The sequence below is a fragment of the Mycolicibacter sinensis genome (assembly GCF_001667945.1).
Taxonomy (GTDB): Bacteria; Actinomycetota; Actinomycetes; order Mycobacteriales; family Mycobacteriaceae; genus Mycobacterium; species Mycobacterium sinense_B.
This window is the reverse complement of sequence record NZ_LZJK01000031.1, coordinates 60,693-76,103: the sequence shown is the minus strand read 5'-3', so window position 1 is coordinate 76,103 and position 15,411 is coordinate 60,693. Positions and strand designations below refer to the sequence as shown.

20 protein-coding genes are annotated in these 15,411 nt (G+C 65.2%); 14 read left to right on the top strand and 6 right to left on the bottom strand.

Translation table 11 applies throughout. The features are described from left to right. Positions 1-130: 130 nt before the first annotated feature. The 3 genes from A5694_RS03385 to A5694_RS03375 form a co-directional block, all read right to left on the bottom strand. Positions 131-664 carry a hypothetical protein gene (locus A5694_RS03385; RefSeq protein WP_064920442.1) on the bottom strand — a complete coding sequence of 178 codons (534 nt, stop codon included), beginning with the start codon at positions 662-664 and terminating at the stop codon, positions 131-133. A 74-nt stretch (positions 665-738) separates the two neighbouring features. After that, positions 739-1,485, bottom strand: a complete 747-nt coding sequence (locus tag A5694_RS03380) for a Clp protease N-terminal domain-containing protein (protein ID WP_064920432.1) — start codon at positions 1,483-1,485, stop codon at positions 739-741. Between the two features lie 64 nt (positions 1,486-1,549). Continuing rightward, positions 1,550-2,107, bottom strand: a complete 558-nt coding sequence (locus A5694_RS03375; RefSeq protein ID WP_234786560.1) for a DUF4352 domain-containing protein — start codon at positions 2,105-2,107, stop codon at positions 1,550-1,552. Between the two features lie 589 nt (positions 2,108-2,696). Between A5694_RS03375 and A5694_RS03370 the strand changes: the two genes are divergently transcribed. The 9 genes from A5694_RS03370 to A5694_RS03335 all read left to right on the top strand — a co-directional run bounded on the left by A5694_RS03370 (position 2,697) and on the right by A5694_RS03335 (position 9,702). Continuing rightward, positions 2,697-3,824 carry a tyrosine-type recombinase/integrase gene (locus A5694_RS03370; RefSeq protein ID WP_064920430.1) on the top strand — a complete coding sequence of 376 codons (1,128 nt, stop codon included), beginning with the start codon at positions 2,697-2,699 and terminating at the stop codon, positions 3,822-3,824. A gap of 282 nt (positions 3,825-4,106) precedes the next feature. Continuing rightward, complete coding sequence (locus tag A5694_RS03365; RefSeq protein ID WP_064920429.1) at positions 4,107-4,292, top strand: excisionase family DNA-binding protein; 186 nt, start codon at positions 4,107-4,109, stop codon at positions 4,290-4,292. Positions 4,293-4,584: 292 nt separating this feature from the next. Next, positions 4,585-4,740 (top strand): DUF6011 domain-containing protein, encoded by a 156-nt coding sequence (locus A5694_RS25220; RefSeq protein WP_428844251.1) that lies wholly within the window; start codon positions 4,585-4,587, stop codon positions 4,738-4,740. Further along, positions 4,737-5,906 (top strand): AAA family ATPase, encoded by a 1,170-nt coding sequence (locus A5694_RS03360; RefSeq protein ID WP_064920428.1) that lies wholly within the window; start codon positions 4,737-4,739, stop codon positions 5,904-5,906. Before A5694_RS25220 ends, A5694_RS03360 begins: the two co-directional genes overlap by 4 nt. Then, positions 5,906-6,202, top strand: a complete 297-nt coding sequence (locus A5694_RS03355; protein WP_064920427.1) for a hypothetical protein — start codon at positions 5,906-5,908, stop codon at positions 6,200-6,202. Before A5694_RS03360 ends, A5694_RS03355 begins: the two co-directional genes overlap by 1 nt. Before the next feature lies 1 nt (position 6,203). After that, positions 6,204-7,979 carry a hypothetical protein gene (locus A5694_RS03350; RefSeq protein ID WP_064920426.1) on the top strand — a complete coding sequence of 592 codons (1,776 nt, stop codon included), beginning with the start codon at positions 6,204-6,206 and terminating at the stop codon, positions 7,977-7,979. Positions 7,980-8,011: 32 nt separating this feature from the next. Next, positions 8,012-8,275: a hypothetical protein gene (locus A5694_RS03345; RefSeq protein WP_064920425.1), complete on the top strand. Its 264-nt coding sequence runs from the start codon at positions 8,012-8,014 to the stop codon at positions 8,273-8,275. Continuing rightward, positions 8,244-8,732 carry a hypothetical protein gene (locus tag A5694_RS03340; RefSeq protein WP_131809493.1) on the top strand — a complete coding sequence of 163 codons (489 nt, stop codon included), beginning with the start codon at positions 8,244-8,246 and terminating at the stop codon, positions 8,730-8,732. The genes A5694_RS03345 and A5694_RS03340 overlap by 32 nt, the downstream gene beginning before the upstream one ends. Positions 8,733-8,859: 127 nt before the next feature. Beyond that, the gene (locus A5694_RS03335; protein ID WP_064920423.1) at positions 8,860-9,702 is read left to right on the top strand and encodes a phage major capsid protein; all 843 of its coding nucleotides are present in this window, start codon (positions 8,860-8,862) and stop codon (positions 9,700-9,702) included. Between the two features lie 486 nt (positions 9,703-10,188). On the opposite strand, the gene A5694_RS03330 is transcribed toward A5694_RS03335, so the two are convergent. The 3 genes from A5694_RS03330 to A5694_RS03320 form a co-directional block, all read right to left on the bottom strand. Next, complete coding sequence (locus A5694_RS03330; protein WP_064920422.1) at positions 10,189-10,443, bottom strand: hypothetical protein; 255 nt, start codon at positions 10,441-10,443, stop codon at positions 10,189-10,191. A 516-nt stretch (positions 10,444-10,959) separates the two neighbouring features. Next, entirely contained in the window at positions 10,960-11,181 is a 222-nt protein-coding gene (locus A5694_RS03325; protein WP_064920421.1) for a hypothetical protein, read from the bottom strand. After that, on the bottom strand, positions 11,178-11,555 hold the full coding sequence (locus A5694_RS03320; protein WP_064920420.1) for a hypothetical protein: 378 nt from the start codon (positions 11,553-11,555) through the stop codon (positions 11,178-11,180). The genes A5694_RS03325 and A5694_RS03320 overlap by 4 nt, the downstream gene beginning before the upstream one ends. A 290-nt stretch (positions 11,556-11,845) precedes the next feature. On the opposite strand from A5694_RS03320, the gene A5694_RS03315 reads away from it, so the two are divergent. From A5694_RS03315 to A5694_RS03295, 5 genes are all read left to right on the top strand, one after another. After that, complete coding sequence (locus tag A5694_RS03315; RefSeq protein WP_064920419.1) at positions 11,846-13,006, top strand: tyrosine-type recombinase/integrase; 1,161 nt, start codon at positions 11,846-11,848, stop codon at positions 13,004-13,006. Between the two features lie 246 nt (positions 13,007-13,252). After that, on the top strand, positions 13,253-13,489 hold the full coding sequence (locus A5694_RS03310; RefSeq protein WP_064920418.1) for a helix-turn-helix domain-containing protein: 237 nt from the start codon (positions 13,253-13,255) through the stop codon (positions 13,487-13,489). Next, the gene (locus A5694_RS03305; protein ID WP_064920417.1) at positions 13,486-13,746 is read left to right on the top strand and encodes a hypothetical protein; all 261 of its coding nucleotides are present in this window, start codon (positions 13,486-13,488) and stop codon (positions 13,744-13,746) included. The genes A5694_RS03310 and A5694_RS03305 overlap by 4 nt, the downstream gene beginning before the upstream one ends. After that, positions 13,743-14,993 carry a hypothetical protein gene (locus A5694_RS03300; RefSeq protein ID WP_064920416.1) on the top strand — a complete coding sequence of 417 codons (1,251 nt, stop codon included), beginning with the start codon at positions 13,743-13,745 and terminating at the stop codon, positions 14,991-14,993. Before A5694_RS03305 ends, A5694_RS03300 begins: the two co-directional genes overlap by 4 nt. Positions 14,994-15,054: 61 nt before the next feature. Further along, complete coding sequence (locus tag A5694_RS03295; RefSeq protein WP_131809491.1) at positions 15,055-15,408, top strand: hypothetical protein; 354 nt, start codon at positions 15,055-15,057, stop codon at positions 15,406-15,408. Positions 15,409-15,411: the final 3 nt, after the last annotated feature.

Genomic DNA, 15,411 nt, shown 5'->3' with positions numbered 1-15,411 from the left:
AAGGAATCACTTACAGATCCCTTCCTGACACCTCCGGAGGCGTTTGTGAAGGACCTACCTCGACCTATATCAGCGAGGCTCCACGGAGGAGAGCCGAAGCTGGGCCGCCGTATCTAGCCCGGCGGTTAGCTCACAAATTCCACTGCGCCAGGCGCAGCCCGGTGTTGCGGGACAACATCACCACGTGGGTGACCAGGCCCCGGTAGACATCCCAGTAGACCCCGCCGCTGACGGTCGAGCCCTGCGGGGCGTTGGTCAATACCGCGTCCAGGGCGGTCGGGTCATCGGTGTGCTTGGACACGTAGGCATCGCCGCCGGGCGTGACACCGTCGAAGGTGGTCGAGGCCGCCATGATGTAGGGGTTGGGCACCGAGACCGGGTGGATCGTGATGTTCGCCCGCCACGGACCGCCCTGGGCGCGCCAGCGCGGCGTGCCGTTCTGGCCCCAGCCCGGCGGGATCTCGCTGGGCACCACGTCATGCACGGTCACATCGGCGACGATCGGGCCGAAGGCCTCGTCGGCGTACTGGATGCGCAGCGTGTCACCGAGACGGCCGATGGGCGCCTCCGGCGTGGTCGTGGGCGTGGCGTGTCCGGGGGCCGGGGCCACCACGGCCAACGCGGTGACGACGGAGGTGACGAGGGCCAGAATCCAGCGATGCATCATGTCCTTCTTCAGTTGCTTGTGGGCATGATGGCACATCACCGTTACCGGTGCACCAGCCTTGCTCGCGACGGTCAGTTCCCGGCGGTGGACCCGCCGGCCGTCGTGTTGGCGGCGATCGACTCCAGGGCATGCGCCAGGTCGGTTTCGACCCGTTCCCGGTCCACGCCGGCGCGGTGCAGCGGCCCGGTGTCGTCTTCGGCTTCCAGCAGGGCCAGCAGCAGGTGCTCGGTGCCGATGTAGTTGTGCCCGAGGCGAAGTGCGGTGCGGAACGTCAGCTCCAGGGCCTTGCGGGCCGGGCCGCTGAACGGAATCAACGCGGGCGGTTCACCCTCGCCGGGCGGCAGCGTGACGGCGGCCGCGACGGCGCCGGGGTCGATGTGCTGTGCGGTGAGCAAAGCGGTGGCCAGCGCGTCGGGATCCTGCAGCAGGCCCAGCACCAGGTGCTCCGCGGTGATCTCGGCGTTGCGCGCCCGGTGGGCGGCGTTCTGGGCCGCCACCACCGCATTGCGGGCCCGTGGCGTGAAACGCGCGAAGCCCTGTTCGGCGTCGAGGGTGGCAGCCTCGGGGCGCGGGACGAACCGCTTCTGCGCGGCCTGCTTGCTGACACCCATGCACTTGCCGATCTCCGTCCACGACGCGCCGGAACGGCGGGCCTGGTCGACGAAGTGCCCGATCAGGTGATCGGCGACCTCGCCGAGGTGCTCGGCGGCCAACACCGCGTCGGTCAACTGCTCCAGGGGATTGTCGTGCACGCCGGTGATGGCGTTGATCAGGTCGTCGAGGCGGACGGATGGGGTGAGCGGAGTCGGATCGGCCATGCCGTCAACTGTAGGTTGACGATGGCGCGACGTCAACCGTTGGTTGACCACCTGAACGGTTCGGCTACGACAGCGACCATTCGCCGAAGTCGTAGGCGAACCCCGACGACGGCGCGTACTTGACCTTCGTCGGGGTGACGCCGTGCGGCAGCGCAAACACCACGCAGCCGATCGCCGATTCGCCCGGGGCGAGATGGAACACACCGGATTCGAAGTTGGTGCATTCGCTGACGTTGTTCAGATCCGCGGTGTAGCGCTGGCCGTCGGAACCGAACACCGAGACGTTGATGTTGACGTCGCCGTCGATGTCTGTTGTTCCGGGATCGGCGATCTTGAGCCGTGTCGCGATGTAGGTGGCGCCCGGGTCACCGCCGGCGGGGGTGACGGTCGCGGGGTTGATGACCCCTTCCAACGTGACGGAGATGGTGCTGCCGTCGGCGCGGGTCAGCGTCAGCGTGTCGCCGATATGCCCGGTGGCTTTCGGTGCGGCCGAGCTGGTTTCGGTCGTGCTGGGGGTCTCGGTCGACGTCGGCGCCTTCGGCGATTCGGTGCGGGTCGTACACGCCGACGACGCACCGGCGGACAGCAGGGCCAATACCGACAGGACGACAACCGGTCTCATAGGGTCCACCTTTCGCTACCTTGCCAGCCTACGGGGGCGCTGCTGCCGATTGTGCTGCCCAGGCTCTGGGAATAGCAGCAGATCCGATTGCAACCGCAGGGCGTTCGAGCACCGAACCCAGCTGGTCCAGCACGGCCGTGACTGATAGGGAGAGCGGTTTTTTCTCGAACCAGAATTGTGTGCCGCACGACGACGAGTGTTTTCTGCGACGGAGCCGCCCTGCGGAGGTCAGGACTGCTCGCCAGGAGCGGCCGGCGGACGCCACGACACAACTGTGGCGAATTGCCTACTATTCGTGGACCTCCGGACCCACTATCCCCATCTGGCACGGGTCTGGAACGCGCCGGGTTGTTTGGCCATGAACTGCAGGTCAAACCTGGTGCGCGGTACTGGGATTGAACCAGTCCAATCGGTTTGCTGACTCTGTTTACTTGACCAGCGCATTCAATGGTTTTCCTGCGCTAACGTCGGACAGTACCGCTGGAATGTCGCGGAAGCAAGCGGAAACGTTATACAGTCTTGTTAGCCCAAGTCTGGCCCACGCTAGCCCACGCCAGTACCCAACCATCTATCGCGCGGAGGCGACGAGATGACGGCAACCAAGCGCAAGAAGCGGACACCTGGCGCGTTCGGCGCCGTCGAGACCTTGCCTAGCGGACGCCACCGTGCCCGCTACCGCGGTCCGGACGGCCGCCGCTACACCGCACCGACGCTGTTCTTGACCAAGCAGGACGCGCGCGGGTGGTTGGCACTGCGGCAGGCCGAGATCATTCGGCAGGCGTGGGAGCCGCCGGAGGCCAACGAAGTCAAGGCGAGCCCGGTTACGTTGGCCGAGTATGCGGAGACGTGGCTTGCGCAACGCGACCTGAAGGACCGAACCCGCCAGCACTACCGCAAATTGCTCGACAAGCACCTGCTGCCAGCGTTCGGCGCGCTACCACTCAGGTCGATCACGCCCGACGACGTACGCACGTGGCATACGAAGATGGGCAGCGGCACCCCGACGCTGCGGGCGCATTGCTACGGCCTGCTGCGAACGATCCTGGGCACCGCCGCATCCGATGGCCGGATCAACACCAACCCCTGCGTGATTAGGGGAGCGGGCACCGCCCATCGGGTACACAAAATCCGTCCAGCCACCCTGCCTCAGCTCGAAACGATCACCGCCAACACGCCCGAGCCCTACCGGCTGATGATCCTGCTTGGCGCGTGGTGCGCGCTACGGTACGGCGAGCTGGCCGAGCTGCGCCGCAGGGACGTCGACCTTTCCGAGGAAATCGTGCGCGTCGAGCGAGGCGTGGTCCGTGTCGACGGCGGTCAGTTCAAAGTCACCACGCCGAAGTCCGACGCCGGCATTCGCGATGTTTCAATTCCGCCCCACCTGCTCCCAGTTATCGAGGATCACCTATCGAAACATGTTGGTCCCGGACGGGATTCGCTACTGTTCCCGGCGATCAACGGTGGGCACCTGGCGCCCGCCACGATGAATCGTTGGTTCTACAAGGCGCGCGCCGCGGCTGGCCGACCAGACCTACGGTTTCACGACCTCAGGCACAGCGGCGCGGTGCTTGCCGCGGCGACGGGTGCCACGCTAGCCGAGCTGATGGAGCGGCTCGGCCATTCAACCCCAGCGGCGGCAATGAAGTACCAACACGCATCGAAGCAACGCGGGCGTGAGATCGCTGCACTGTTATCCAAACTCGCCGCCAACGGCTGACACGCCCGGAGTTAAGCGCGGATGTCGTAGATTTCGCGGAATCTCGTGTAATACTGGACTTGCGCGAGAAAGCTGGCGCAAGCATGTCCCGACCCTGGGCGGGCGTAGCCGAAACGGCTAACCCAGGCTCGCCGAAACGGCGGTTCACAGGACCGAAACGGTCACCTCCGCAAGAAGCTGATTCAGTTCCTTTGCGGACGGCTCGTACCGCATAGGTCCGAATCGGCCGGCCTCGCAATCGAACTCGATCAGCGTCCACGCTACTTCCTGGAGCTGATCTATATGGCAATCACACGCCGCTACGCCAAACTCAAGGACGCCGCCGACTACCTGGGTGTCACTGACCGCACTGTGCGGCAGATGATCTCCGACGGCCGACTCACCGGCTACCGCAGCGGGTCGCGCCTTGTCCGCGTGGATCTCAACGAGATTGACGCCGCTATGCGCCCGTTTGGGGGTGCCGCATGAGCATCGCAACAACCGGGGGTCCACCCAAAAAAGTAACGGCCCCGCTCGCCAACGGGACCGCCACCAAAACACTCACCAGTGTCGCCCAGTCTAACGCTCGCAGCTACGTCGAGGGGTTGAAGCGCCGCCGCGCCGCGTCTAATCGCGTGCCCGGTGGAGATCCATGGCGGCGACACTACGACGCTATACCGCTGACCGAGCACCAGGTCGACGCCTGGCAGCGCACCGTGGCTCACCTGACCGCGGCCGGCTTCAAGGCCATCATCCCCGCTGAGGTGCTAGGGGGGTTGCGATGAGCGTGCGATCTGAAATCGCGAACACCACCCAGGCTGAGCAGTCCGAGTCGACGTGTCGCTGCGTGAATTGCCGGAGACCCCTGACGCATCCCAAGTCAGTTGCCGCGCTCCGGGGTCCAGTGTGCCGCCTACGGGCAGAGGTGTCCGCATGAGCGACCCCTACGACGGCATCCCGCCGCTCACCGAAGATCCGTCAGACCACTACGGCGCACCGGCCGATCTCCTGGCCAGTCTCATCACCGCCGCCGAGCTGCACCATGAAGTGTTCCCAGATCTCGTGCAGTTCGTTCATGGCCTCGTGCAGGAGGGTTTCGGCATCGTCGCCGGCCCGCCGAAGCTTGGGAAATCATGGTGGGTGCTAAACCTGGCGCTAGCCGTCGCGGCCGGTGGCCGAGCGTTCGGGAAGATCCCCGTCGCGCAACGGCATGTACTGCTGCTCGCGCTTGAGGATTCACCGCGGCGGCTACAGTCCCGAATCCGGGCCGTCTGGGGTGACGGCTTGCCGCCGTACCTGCTGCACATCATGACTGCGGTTCAGCCGGGTCAGCTCATCCCTACGGTCACCGCGTGGCTGGAAGGGAATCGCGGCGGCCTGATCGTCTTGGACACCCTCGGACGGGCGCGGCCCCAGCGTCGCCGCGGCGACGATCCCTACATCGCCGACTATCAGGCCGGGGTGGCTCTCAAAAACGTCGTCGACCAGTTCCCCGGGTCGGCGTTACTCGGCGTCCACCACACGAGGAAAGCATCGTCAGACGACTTCGTGGACGACTTGTCGGGAACACTCGGGCTCGCCGGGTCTGCCGACTACGTGCTGGTGCTGAGGCGAGCACGCGGCAGTAGCGAGGCCACGCTGCAGGTGACCGGCCGGGACGCACCCGAGGGGGAGTACGCATTCACCACCACCGAGGGCGCCTGGACCCTTTCGGGTGCCGGCCTGGCTGAAGCGGCTGCCGAGGCCAAGACCCGGAGGGAAACAAAGAACCTCGGCGAACGATCTGGTGAAGCGCTCAAGTTCGTCAACAGTCGAGAGTCCGTTACCCCCGCTGATCTGGCTAAACATCTCAAGATCGACAACAAGCTGGCTGGCAATGTGCTGTCCAAGCTCTACGCCGCCGACCGGATCGACAAGCCATGTCACGGCATCTATGCACCGGTGACTGGTGAATGTGGTGAAAACAGTGAAAACGACGATTCACCACATTCACCGGTTTCACCACTCACCTGTACATGCGGCACACCGCTGCAACGTCCCGACTCCATCGCGGCCGGTTCCTGCGAAGAGTGCCGCGCAATCGACAACCAGAAAGGCAACTGATGGCCGAATACAGCTCCACCCAAGCCAACTTCCCGATCCTCGACGCTGACCGCTCGCACGACGACGCCGAGTACGGCCGGCAAGTCATCGTCGAGTGCGGCTACGTCGAACCGCGCATCAGCGAGACCGACGACTGGTGCAGTCTGCCCATCCGCGTCATCACCGACCAGGCCAGCGGCTTGCACATCGAATTGGGTCCGTACGACCTCGACGCGGCCGATATCCGCGACCTGGCAGGCGCGCTCCACGCGTACAACCAGCTCGTTCGCTACCCGATGCTCCCGGAAGGAAACTGACATGGCCTTCAAATTCCCCCCCATCGGCCAGAATGGCGTCCCTGATCCGCTGCGTGCGCCCATCTCGGCCTACCGCTACGCCCACGCCAAGCGCCTGGTCAAGGACGCCGAGTCCCGCGCCCGCCCGCTGATCCGGCTGTGGGATAAGGACATGAACTTCATCGGCCGCATCGGCGGCGAGAAGTCCGTCGACGTCGAGCAGCGCCTTCACGACACCGGCACCGGCTCCATCGTGTTACGCGGCTCGGACTGGATCAACAAGTTCCTGCGCACCGACGTCCGCGCGAACGACGACCTGAACATCACCATCGACCCTTACCCGAACAACCGGAACTGGCGGTGGCGCTGGGGCGGCAAGGTCACCGCCGTGCGCAACGTGCGCACCGAGCAGGGCCTGCACGAGCTGCACTTCGACGTCGCGGAGAACCGCGAGCACTGGAAGCACCTGTATTTCGCGGCCACGCCCTGGTTTGCGCCCGAGATCCAGCCCCTGAAGGCGTGGGTGCTGCCGGGCAACACGCGCACCATCGTGTCGGTCACGGGCTTTGTGAACCTGGCGCGGATCTTCTGGCCGCCGCTGGGCATCATCGACAACTTCGTGAACCCGGGCGCGTGGCTCAGGCCGTTGTCGGATGCGTCGTTGTGGTCGCCGTTGAACTGGCCGATTCAGATGCAGTTCGTCAATCCGTTCACCGACACCAGCCGTTTCTCGGTGATCGCCACGCGCTGGTCCCCGGCGCACGACACCACGGCGGGAATGCTCAAGGACGCCGGCTGCAACGTGCGGGCGTACACGTGGCTGCCTGAGGATGAGGACTCGCCGCACCCGGAGCTGGCCGACCTGATCGGCCAGGAGGCAGCGCGGCCCGGTCGTGCGTGCATTGTGCTTGCCGTCGAGGACAACTCGGGTGTGGTGGGCTTGACCGGCACGGCAGTGGACGGCGCGATCAACCTGGTGGCGGCCACGGCAGACGACCTGATCAGTGAGCTGCTGTACGAATTCGCCGACGCCGACGCCATCGACCCGCGCACCAACAGCCCTGTGCCGCCCTATATCCGTGACCTGTTGGGTATCGCGCCGATCAAGCCCAGCATTGTGTTTCGTGACTCCACGCCGACGTCACCGATCAAGACCAGTGAGCGCGCGGTCTTCAAGAGCAAGGCCAAGTCGATCCTGGTGGGCGGGAAGAGCCCGGGCTGGGTCAACCAGTTGCAGACGTTCGGGATCAAGCTCGGACTGTCGCAATTCCAGATCACCAACGTGGACGGATACGGCCACTCCACCGGCCCCGCACCGCAAGGCTCAGGACTCGAAGAGGTCTACCAGGGCCAATTCGACAACATGCTGCTGGCGTTCATGCGCTACACCGATCCGCTACGCGAGATCAGCAGCGGCAATTTCGGCTACCTCGAATACTTCACGCAAGAGGGTGGCGGGACGGCCTACACGATCAGCTCGGCGCTCACGATCCGCCAGGGCCACTGGAAGACTCGCCCCTACCAGGCCTTCAAAGTCAGCATCTGGAACCGGCGCCCCTACTCGGTGTACTACGACTTCGACCTCGGCACGCGTGCGCTGTTTGAGATCGACGGACTGCTCTACACCGATCAGTTCAACGCGATCCGCATGCACTACGACGAGGACACCCCGAAGACATTCGAGGTGACCATCGGTACCGACTCCGAGCAGGAAGACCCACTAGGCCAAGCAGTTCGGACGCTGCAAACCATGTGGTCGGCCGTCGGGACACTGTTCGGCAGCAACGACCTTTACTAGCCCGCAATCCACCGCAGAAAGGAAAAACACGAATGAACGACATCGAACTCAACCATGGCGACTACCGCCGCGTGGCCGCCCTGGCTGTTGCTGCCGCGACCGACAACATCGACTCGTTGGTGCAGATCGCCAATGAGGCCGAGGAATTGGAGCGGTATCCGCAGCTATTGCACGCTGCCGGCCTGACGATTGCTCAAGGAATGGGGGCCGACACCCCCGAGGGGCTGGAGCTCCTGCGTCGCCACGTTCTGCAGCTCGCAGCCGATGAAACCGAAGAAGGGAACAACGATGTCTGACGAAATGACCACTGAGGCAACCGACACCCCCGAGGTGTCGACTGAAGCCGTGGACACCACGTCGCCGGCTGACGCGCCGGAGAGCAGTAACGCTGAGGCCGCGAGATATCGTGTGCGTCTGCGGGAAGTCGAGGCAGAACGCGACTTCATGGCCAAGCGGCTGGCGGCCGCCCATGAGCGGATCGTCAACACCGAGGCGGCCAAGCATTTCGCGGACCCGCGCGATTTCTGGTCAACGACAACGCTGCCGGACCTGCTCAATGAATCCCTCAGCGTCGACGCCGACAAGCTCGACGCGGCGATAGACGCGGCACTGGAGGCCAAGCCCCATTGGCGCAAGCCCGCTTCGGTCACCGAGTCCACGTCCAGCGTTCGCGGCAACGGCCGTATCGAGTCGAGTAGGCCAGAACCGACGTTCGCTGATGCGTTCCGGCCACCTGATGCCCGCAACTGCTAGAATGGGACTGCGCGCCCAGGTGGCGCGCCGGTCTTAGCCCAGGCGGCAGCCGCTGAAAACCACCAGTTTTCGCAGGCTGCCGCCTTGTGCTTTTGCGGGGCCTGCGGCCGACCGAAGGAAATACATCATGACTCTGACGACCGCGACCGCCGACTACCCCTGGCGGCCAGATAGCACTTTCTTCTCCCCGCCCGATGTGGTGCCTGACGCCCTGCTGTTGCAGTGCTCGACGGTGGCCGGCTCCATCGAAGGTGACACCCCGAGCGTGCGCGTCGCGTACGTGACCGACGCCGAAAGCGCCGGCTACGTGTCCGAGGCAGCCGAGATCAGCAGCGACGAGCCCGACCTCGACGAGGTGGTCCTGCACTCCAAGCGCATCGCGCGGCTGGTGACCCTCTCAACCCAGCAGTACCGGCAGGAGCAGACCGCAGCCCAGGTGTCGCAGTCCGTCGCGCGAGACATTGTCCAGAAGGCCGACAACGCTTTCCTGGGCGATGCCTCCAACCAGCCGTCGACCGGCCTGCTGAATGTCACCGGCGTGGTCGATGGCGGCGAGGTTGCCGACAACCTGGACGCTCTGGTGGATCTGATTGCCACGCTGGAGAACAACGGCGCGCGGCCCAGCTCCATCATCGCCGACCCGAAGACCTGGGCGAACCTGCGCAAGCTCAAAGTGGGCGGCACCGCCACCAACGAGTCCCTGTTGGGTGCCGGCGTCACCGACGCGGTACCCATGCTGCTGAGCCTGCCCGTGCTGCGCTCGCGGTGGCTGCCCGCCAACACCGGGCTAGTGGCTGACCGCACCCAGATCGTCAGCGCCGTCGGCCCCATCGAGGTCGCGGTGAGCGAGCACGCCGCGTTCACCTCGCACGCCGTGGTGATACGCGCAACCTGGTCGATCGGCTGGGCTGTCGTGCGTCCCGACCGCTTGGGCAAGTTCACCGTCGACGACGGCGTGGTCGGCAGCTAAGAGCCGTGCGCCTGCGCGCGGGAACCTTTCGCCCGCGTAGCGCACACCCGACTGAGGTCCGGCTGGGCGTGATGAACCCGGCCGGCCTCAGTCTCCAGCAAAGTCATAGCTAACTCGATAACCTATGCAATACTGCGAAGCGAACGAATATTCGACGCACACCCATTCGATTCGCATGAATATTCATGCATAAATCGACGGTTTATGCGGCAGGTTATCCAAATGGATAGGGCGTGTCGGGCAACAGTGAATAACGTCTTGACCAGCGTAAACAGGCCTCCAGCAAACCCCGCCCCCGGGTGGCCGGTTTCCCACGGGGCGCAACCGACAATTCTTCATGTACGGTTCCCCGCAACTTTATGCATAGAATATGCGAACACGAGTTCGATACGAACAACTGTTCGAACACGCCAGCAAACTCCGCCAGGCGGGGCGGGGCTCCAGCAAACACTGCCAGCAAACATCATCTGACCACGAAAAACGCCCCTAGCAGCGCGACAAGATGATCGCGGCGACGGCCACGACCGCGGACACGGTGGCCAAGACACTGTTGGCGACGGTGAGCCAGAAGGCTCGTCTGGCCAGGTTGTAGCTGGCTTCCTGCGCCCTCACCGCATCTCTGCGGTTCAGTTCATCCATGTAGTAGCCGGTGCCGACAACGGTGTTCTCAGCACGTTTGTCGTGCTCTCGTATCAGCTGTTCGTCTGTGGTGGCCCGCAGGTCCGCAATCTTCCTGACCATTCGGCAATGGTTCCACGCGGGTCTTCAGTACGGTCGGCTTTATGTCCGAGAAGACAACATGTACGCGATGTGGCGGGCCGGCTGAATGGCGGGAAGATGCCCAGCAGCAAGGTGGGTACGGGGACGAAGCCGTGACGGTTCATATCAAGGTTCGTGTGTGCGAACGAGGGTGTAAATCGACAGAGTTGGGGAGCCCTCCCCAGTAGTTGACGGCACCAGCAAAAACGGCCCCCAGCATCTCGCTGAGGGCCGTTTTTCGTGCTGCCAGGCCCGCGTCACCACCTCCACAAGTACTGCGGGCACTGCCCCGCGACCACCGACCGGATGTACACCCTCGCATCAGCCGCCGTCGCATCCGGCCCCAGCACCTGGCGTACCGTCACCGACGACTCCAAGGTGTCGGGCGTGTTCCCGGCGGCGAGCAGGCGACAAATTGGGCGTTGCCGGCCGGGTCGGCGTGGGCAGCTCCGGTCATGATGACCGTGGCTGCCATGAGCACGGCGAGGATGAGTCGCTTCATGGCCGCACCGTATCGCTGACGACCGACAGCCGGGGCCGGCCGACCGGCGTGACCCGGGCCGCTCCGCTTCCGAAGTGAAGTTCGACGACCGCATTAACGGCGCGGAACAGGTCTGACGGCCAAGTGCTCGGCGGATGGTGTTCCATCCGGCGCACGTACTCGCTACGCAATCGCCGAAGTTCGGCGGCGTCGTCCCGCTGCTGTTCATCGCCGTTCATGGCCCCACCGCCTCGACGCCGAGCTGCTCCAGCTCCTCAGCGGCTGCGATCAGCGCCTCGCCGATCTGCCGTGCCTGGCTGACCGTGAGCGGCGCGCCCAGGATGTCGGTCTGGTTGAAGGTCACCCACACATGCCGGACGACGGCACCGCTGGCGGACTGTGTCCCGGCAGCCTCGACGCTGAAGAAGGCCCGGCTCTGCTCGACCTCGACCAGCCGTTCCGACACGGTGAAGTCTCGCGCGTCACCATCCCAGGCGGTGACGCTCACCGCGCCTGCCGGGATGCGGATGTGGTCGGTGCTGGTGATGTGTGTGTTCGTCATGGTCGGCAGCGTGGCACTGCCCACTGACAAGTTTTCGTTCGTGGTGGTCATGGCGGCTCCTTCGGTTCGGAGCCAGCTACACCGATTGGAACCCATTAGCCCACATGTGGCCCATATCGGGCGATTGCGAGGCTAGAAACATGCTCTGACCTGCATCAATCGTGGTGCGCGGTACTGGGATTGAACCAGCCCGGTGTGGGTTTACGGTTTACCGGGTTGACCTGCTCAAATAGTGGCTCTACCTGCGCAGACACGTAACAGTGTAGCAGGAACGGCGAGGAACGCAACGGCAACGCTGTAGAGTGTCTGAGGTCCCATTGAGGTCCCGGCAGGAGGCGCCCGTGGTCCGCGGCGAAGGTCGAAAGACCCGCACACCAGGCACATTCGGCTCCGTTGACAAACGAGCCAAGGGTTACCGCGCACGCTACGTGGGACCTGACGGCCGCCGGCACCTGGCCCCGACCCTGTTCCTGACCACGAAGGACGCCCGGGCATGGCTCGCACTGCGGCACGCCGAGATCGTCAAAGGCCAGTGGATGCCACCGGACGCAACCGACCGGCCGGCGCCACGGTTGACGTTCGCCACCTACGCCGAGCAGTGGCTCGGCCACCGGACCCTCAAGACCCGCACCCGTGAGCACTACCGCCGGCTCCTCGACGTGCATCTGCTGCCGGCGCTCGGCGCCCTGCCGGTCGCTGCGATCACTGCCGACGACATCCGCAAATGGCACGCCGGGCTGCTACCGGACGCGCCGACGATGCGCGCTCACTGCTACGCGCTGGCCCGCACCATCATGGGCGACGCCGTACGGGACGGTAAGGCGGCGGCGAATCCGTGCGTGATCCGCGGGGCCGGCTCAGCGAAGCGAGCGACACCGATCCGGCCGGCCACCATCCCGGAGTTGACCGCGATCGCCGACGCGATGCCGGAACCGTACCGGCTGACCATCGTGCTCGGCGCGTGGTGCGCGATGCGGTTCGGGGAGATTGCGGAGCTGCGCCGCGGTGATGTCCAGGTGCGCGTCGGAGAGACCGCCGCGGACCATTCCGGTGTGGTTCGCATCCGGCGTGGCGTGGTCCGGGTCCGCGGCGGTCAACACGAGGTGACCACACCCAAGAGCGCCGCCGGTGTCCGCGACGTCAACGTGCCGCCGCACCTGGTGCCGGCCGTCGCCGAGCACCTGGACCGCCATGTCGGGGCCGGCGCTGACGCTTTGTTGTTCCCGGCGGTGACGGGGGAGAACAGGCACCTGGCGCCCGGGTCGTTCAACCGCTGGTACTACAAGGCCCGGGAGGCAGCCGGCCGCCCCGACCTCCGGTTCCATGACCTACGTCATTCCGGCGCGGTGCTGGCCGCTGCGACGGGCGCGACGTTGGCCGAGCTGATGGGCCGGCTAGGGCATTCCACCCCGCAGGCTGCTCTCCGCTATCAGCACGCGGCGATCGGCGCAGACAAGCGGATCGCGGCGGCGCTGTCGGCGTTGCTCGACAACCAACCATGAAACTCGCTGCACTGCCGCAGCTTTCCTAGAATGGATGTAGGTGTTCCACTCAAGTCTGGCCTACCTGACCAGCGCGAGCACCCGCCAACGCGCACCATAGTTGTTTGATCGAAAGCCGTTGGCCCACTGTGCCAGTTCGCCCGAGGCGGTCGCGTCCGTCCAGCTGAGGCGCATCAGTCCCGGATCAGGTGGGGACTCTGGTGGCGCTCAGCGATAGCCCACACGTCTATCGCTAGGAGCATCACCATGCCCGCCGTTCGCAAACCTGACCGGCCGGCCGAGCGCATCGCGCCGGCTTTCACCACCCAGGCCGGCGCCGCCACCTACCTCGGCGTAACCGGCCGCACCATCCGAAACATGATCGCCGATGGTCGGCTCCCCGCTTACAAGCTCGGGAACAGCCGCGCTGTTCGTATCCGCATTGCCGACCTCGAGGCAGTGTTGCGGCCCATCCCGACCGCGGCCGTTGGCGGTGCCGCATGAGTGCCCTCGGCACCCTCGAGGCCGTGTTCGATGCGCTGATCGTTGCCGCGTCGGCGACCGCCCAAGCCGCCGAACAGCTCCGTGACGCCCCGGCACTGGCTCGGGTGGTCGGCGACGCCGCCGACGCCGCCACCGAAGCCGAAGCTGCGATCGGCTACCAGCTCTGGCTGCACACCGCCGACCCGGAATACCAGGAGTTCGCCGACTACGGCGCGGCGGCCGCCGCTGCCGGCAAGACGAAGGAGACCACCTCGTGACCGCGATCAAGACGACGGACGGCGCCGACCGGCGCACCGCCCGCAGGGCAGCGAACCAGTCCAAATTCGACTGGTGCCGCGATATCGCCGCCGACCCGGCGGTGTCGCCGGCGGCCGGCCTGCTGGGCTGCATCACCGCAATCGACAAAATGGGCAGCAACGGCCGATTCAAAGCCACGCAGAAAGAATTGGGCCGACTGATCGGCGCCACGCCGCGCACAATTCGACGCGCCGTTACTGAATTAGCCAGCCTGAATTACTGGACCGTGGAACAACGGCCCGGCGCCAACGAATACGCAATCCTCGGCCGGGCTGCCCGGGTCGAATTATGGCAGGCTGCCGAAAAGAAATGGCTCGACACAGTGCGAGAATGGCGGGATGCCGAATATCGGTACGAATGTGAAGTCGCCGAACAGCAGCGTCGACAGGCGATCGCCGACTGGCTCGCCGCCGAGCAGATCACCCGGGACGAGTTCACGATCCCGATCTACACCGCGGCATACGCACGGGCCGGCCACGCCGAAGCGGCCCGGCTCGCTGACCGCTGCTGGGGACACCACCAGGCCGGCAGCCTGCCCACGGTGGCCGGTGCGATCGCGTCGGTGACCAACTTCCTGGATCACCAGGACGCCGCCGCGGCCGAGGCCGCCGAGGGGTGGACAGAAGCGCCGCCCGCAGCGGCGGATATGTCCAGCCAGGAGGACACGATCGGTACCCCAGGTGGACAGGATCGGACACCCGGGTGGACAGAACCGGTAACCCAGGTGGACACGGCCGGTGCTTTGACCAGCACAAACGGTGATTCCCACAAGTATGTCAAGTCTGTCAAGACTGACAATCCCGCCTCCGCGGCGCCTGACGGCGCCCGCGGGGCGGCGCCCGGACAAGAACAGAATCGAGAACTACCCCGCACCGCCGACGCGCTGCATCAGGTTTGGCAGTCCAACGACTGCCCGATGTGCGACCCACATGACGGTGTGTGGATCGACCCGGATGGATGCCCGGTGGCGGTGTTCGACTGGGACGTGGAGGGTGATCTTGGCGGCGGGGTTGAACTGGTCTGCCAGCACTCGGTCGCCGGGAACCTCGCCGAGGCGAAGCGGGTCGCGGCCGAGTGTGGCCCCGGCGGGTGGGCTATCGGAAAAACGCGATGGCTGGAAATCGACGCCGTCTTGGGGTGCGCTGATTTGGACAGCGAGGACCCGGATGTGTCGGTATTTGATGCGCGTAAACGGTCGCGCTGCTGAAAATTGCCGGGTATCTCTGCATTAGTTAGGCTGGAATTACCCCGGTAGGAAGGATCTGATTATGTCGTTGGATACGCGGACAGTTTCACGATTCGCCGATCACATGATGGTGGCGATGAAGGACCCTCGTACTGGTGAGGGATTTTGGTTTCTGTTCGATGACGAAGCCGAATGGGAATGGGCGAAGTTGAACGGCTCGCCATTGAACACGGCGGTCCCGGAGCATGAGCGGCTTGGTTCCCTGCCGGATGAGTTCCGCGACATGTTGGGGCAGTTGCCGCTGTGCGCGCTGGACGAGGATTTCGACCAGGGGGCGTGGGATCGGCACATGCGGGAGTGGCGTCACCGCCGGCGCCGTGGGCAGGTGCAGCGGGGCGCCGGCGCCGGGCGGCCCGCTGGGCAATCCACGCCGTGACCG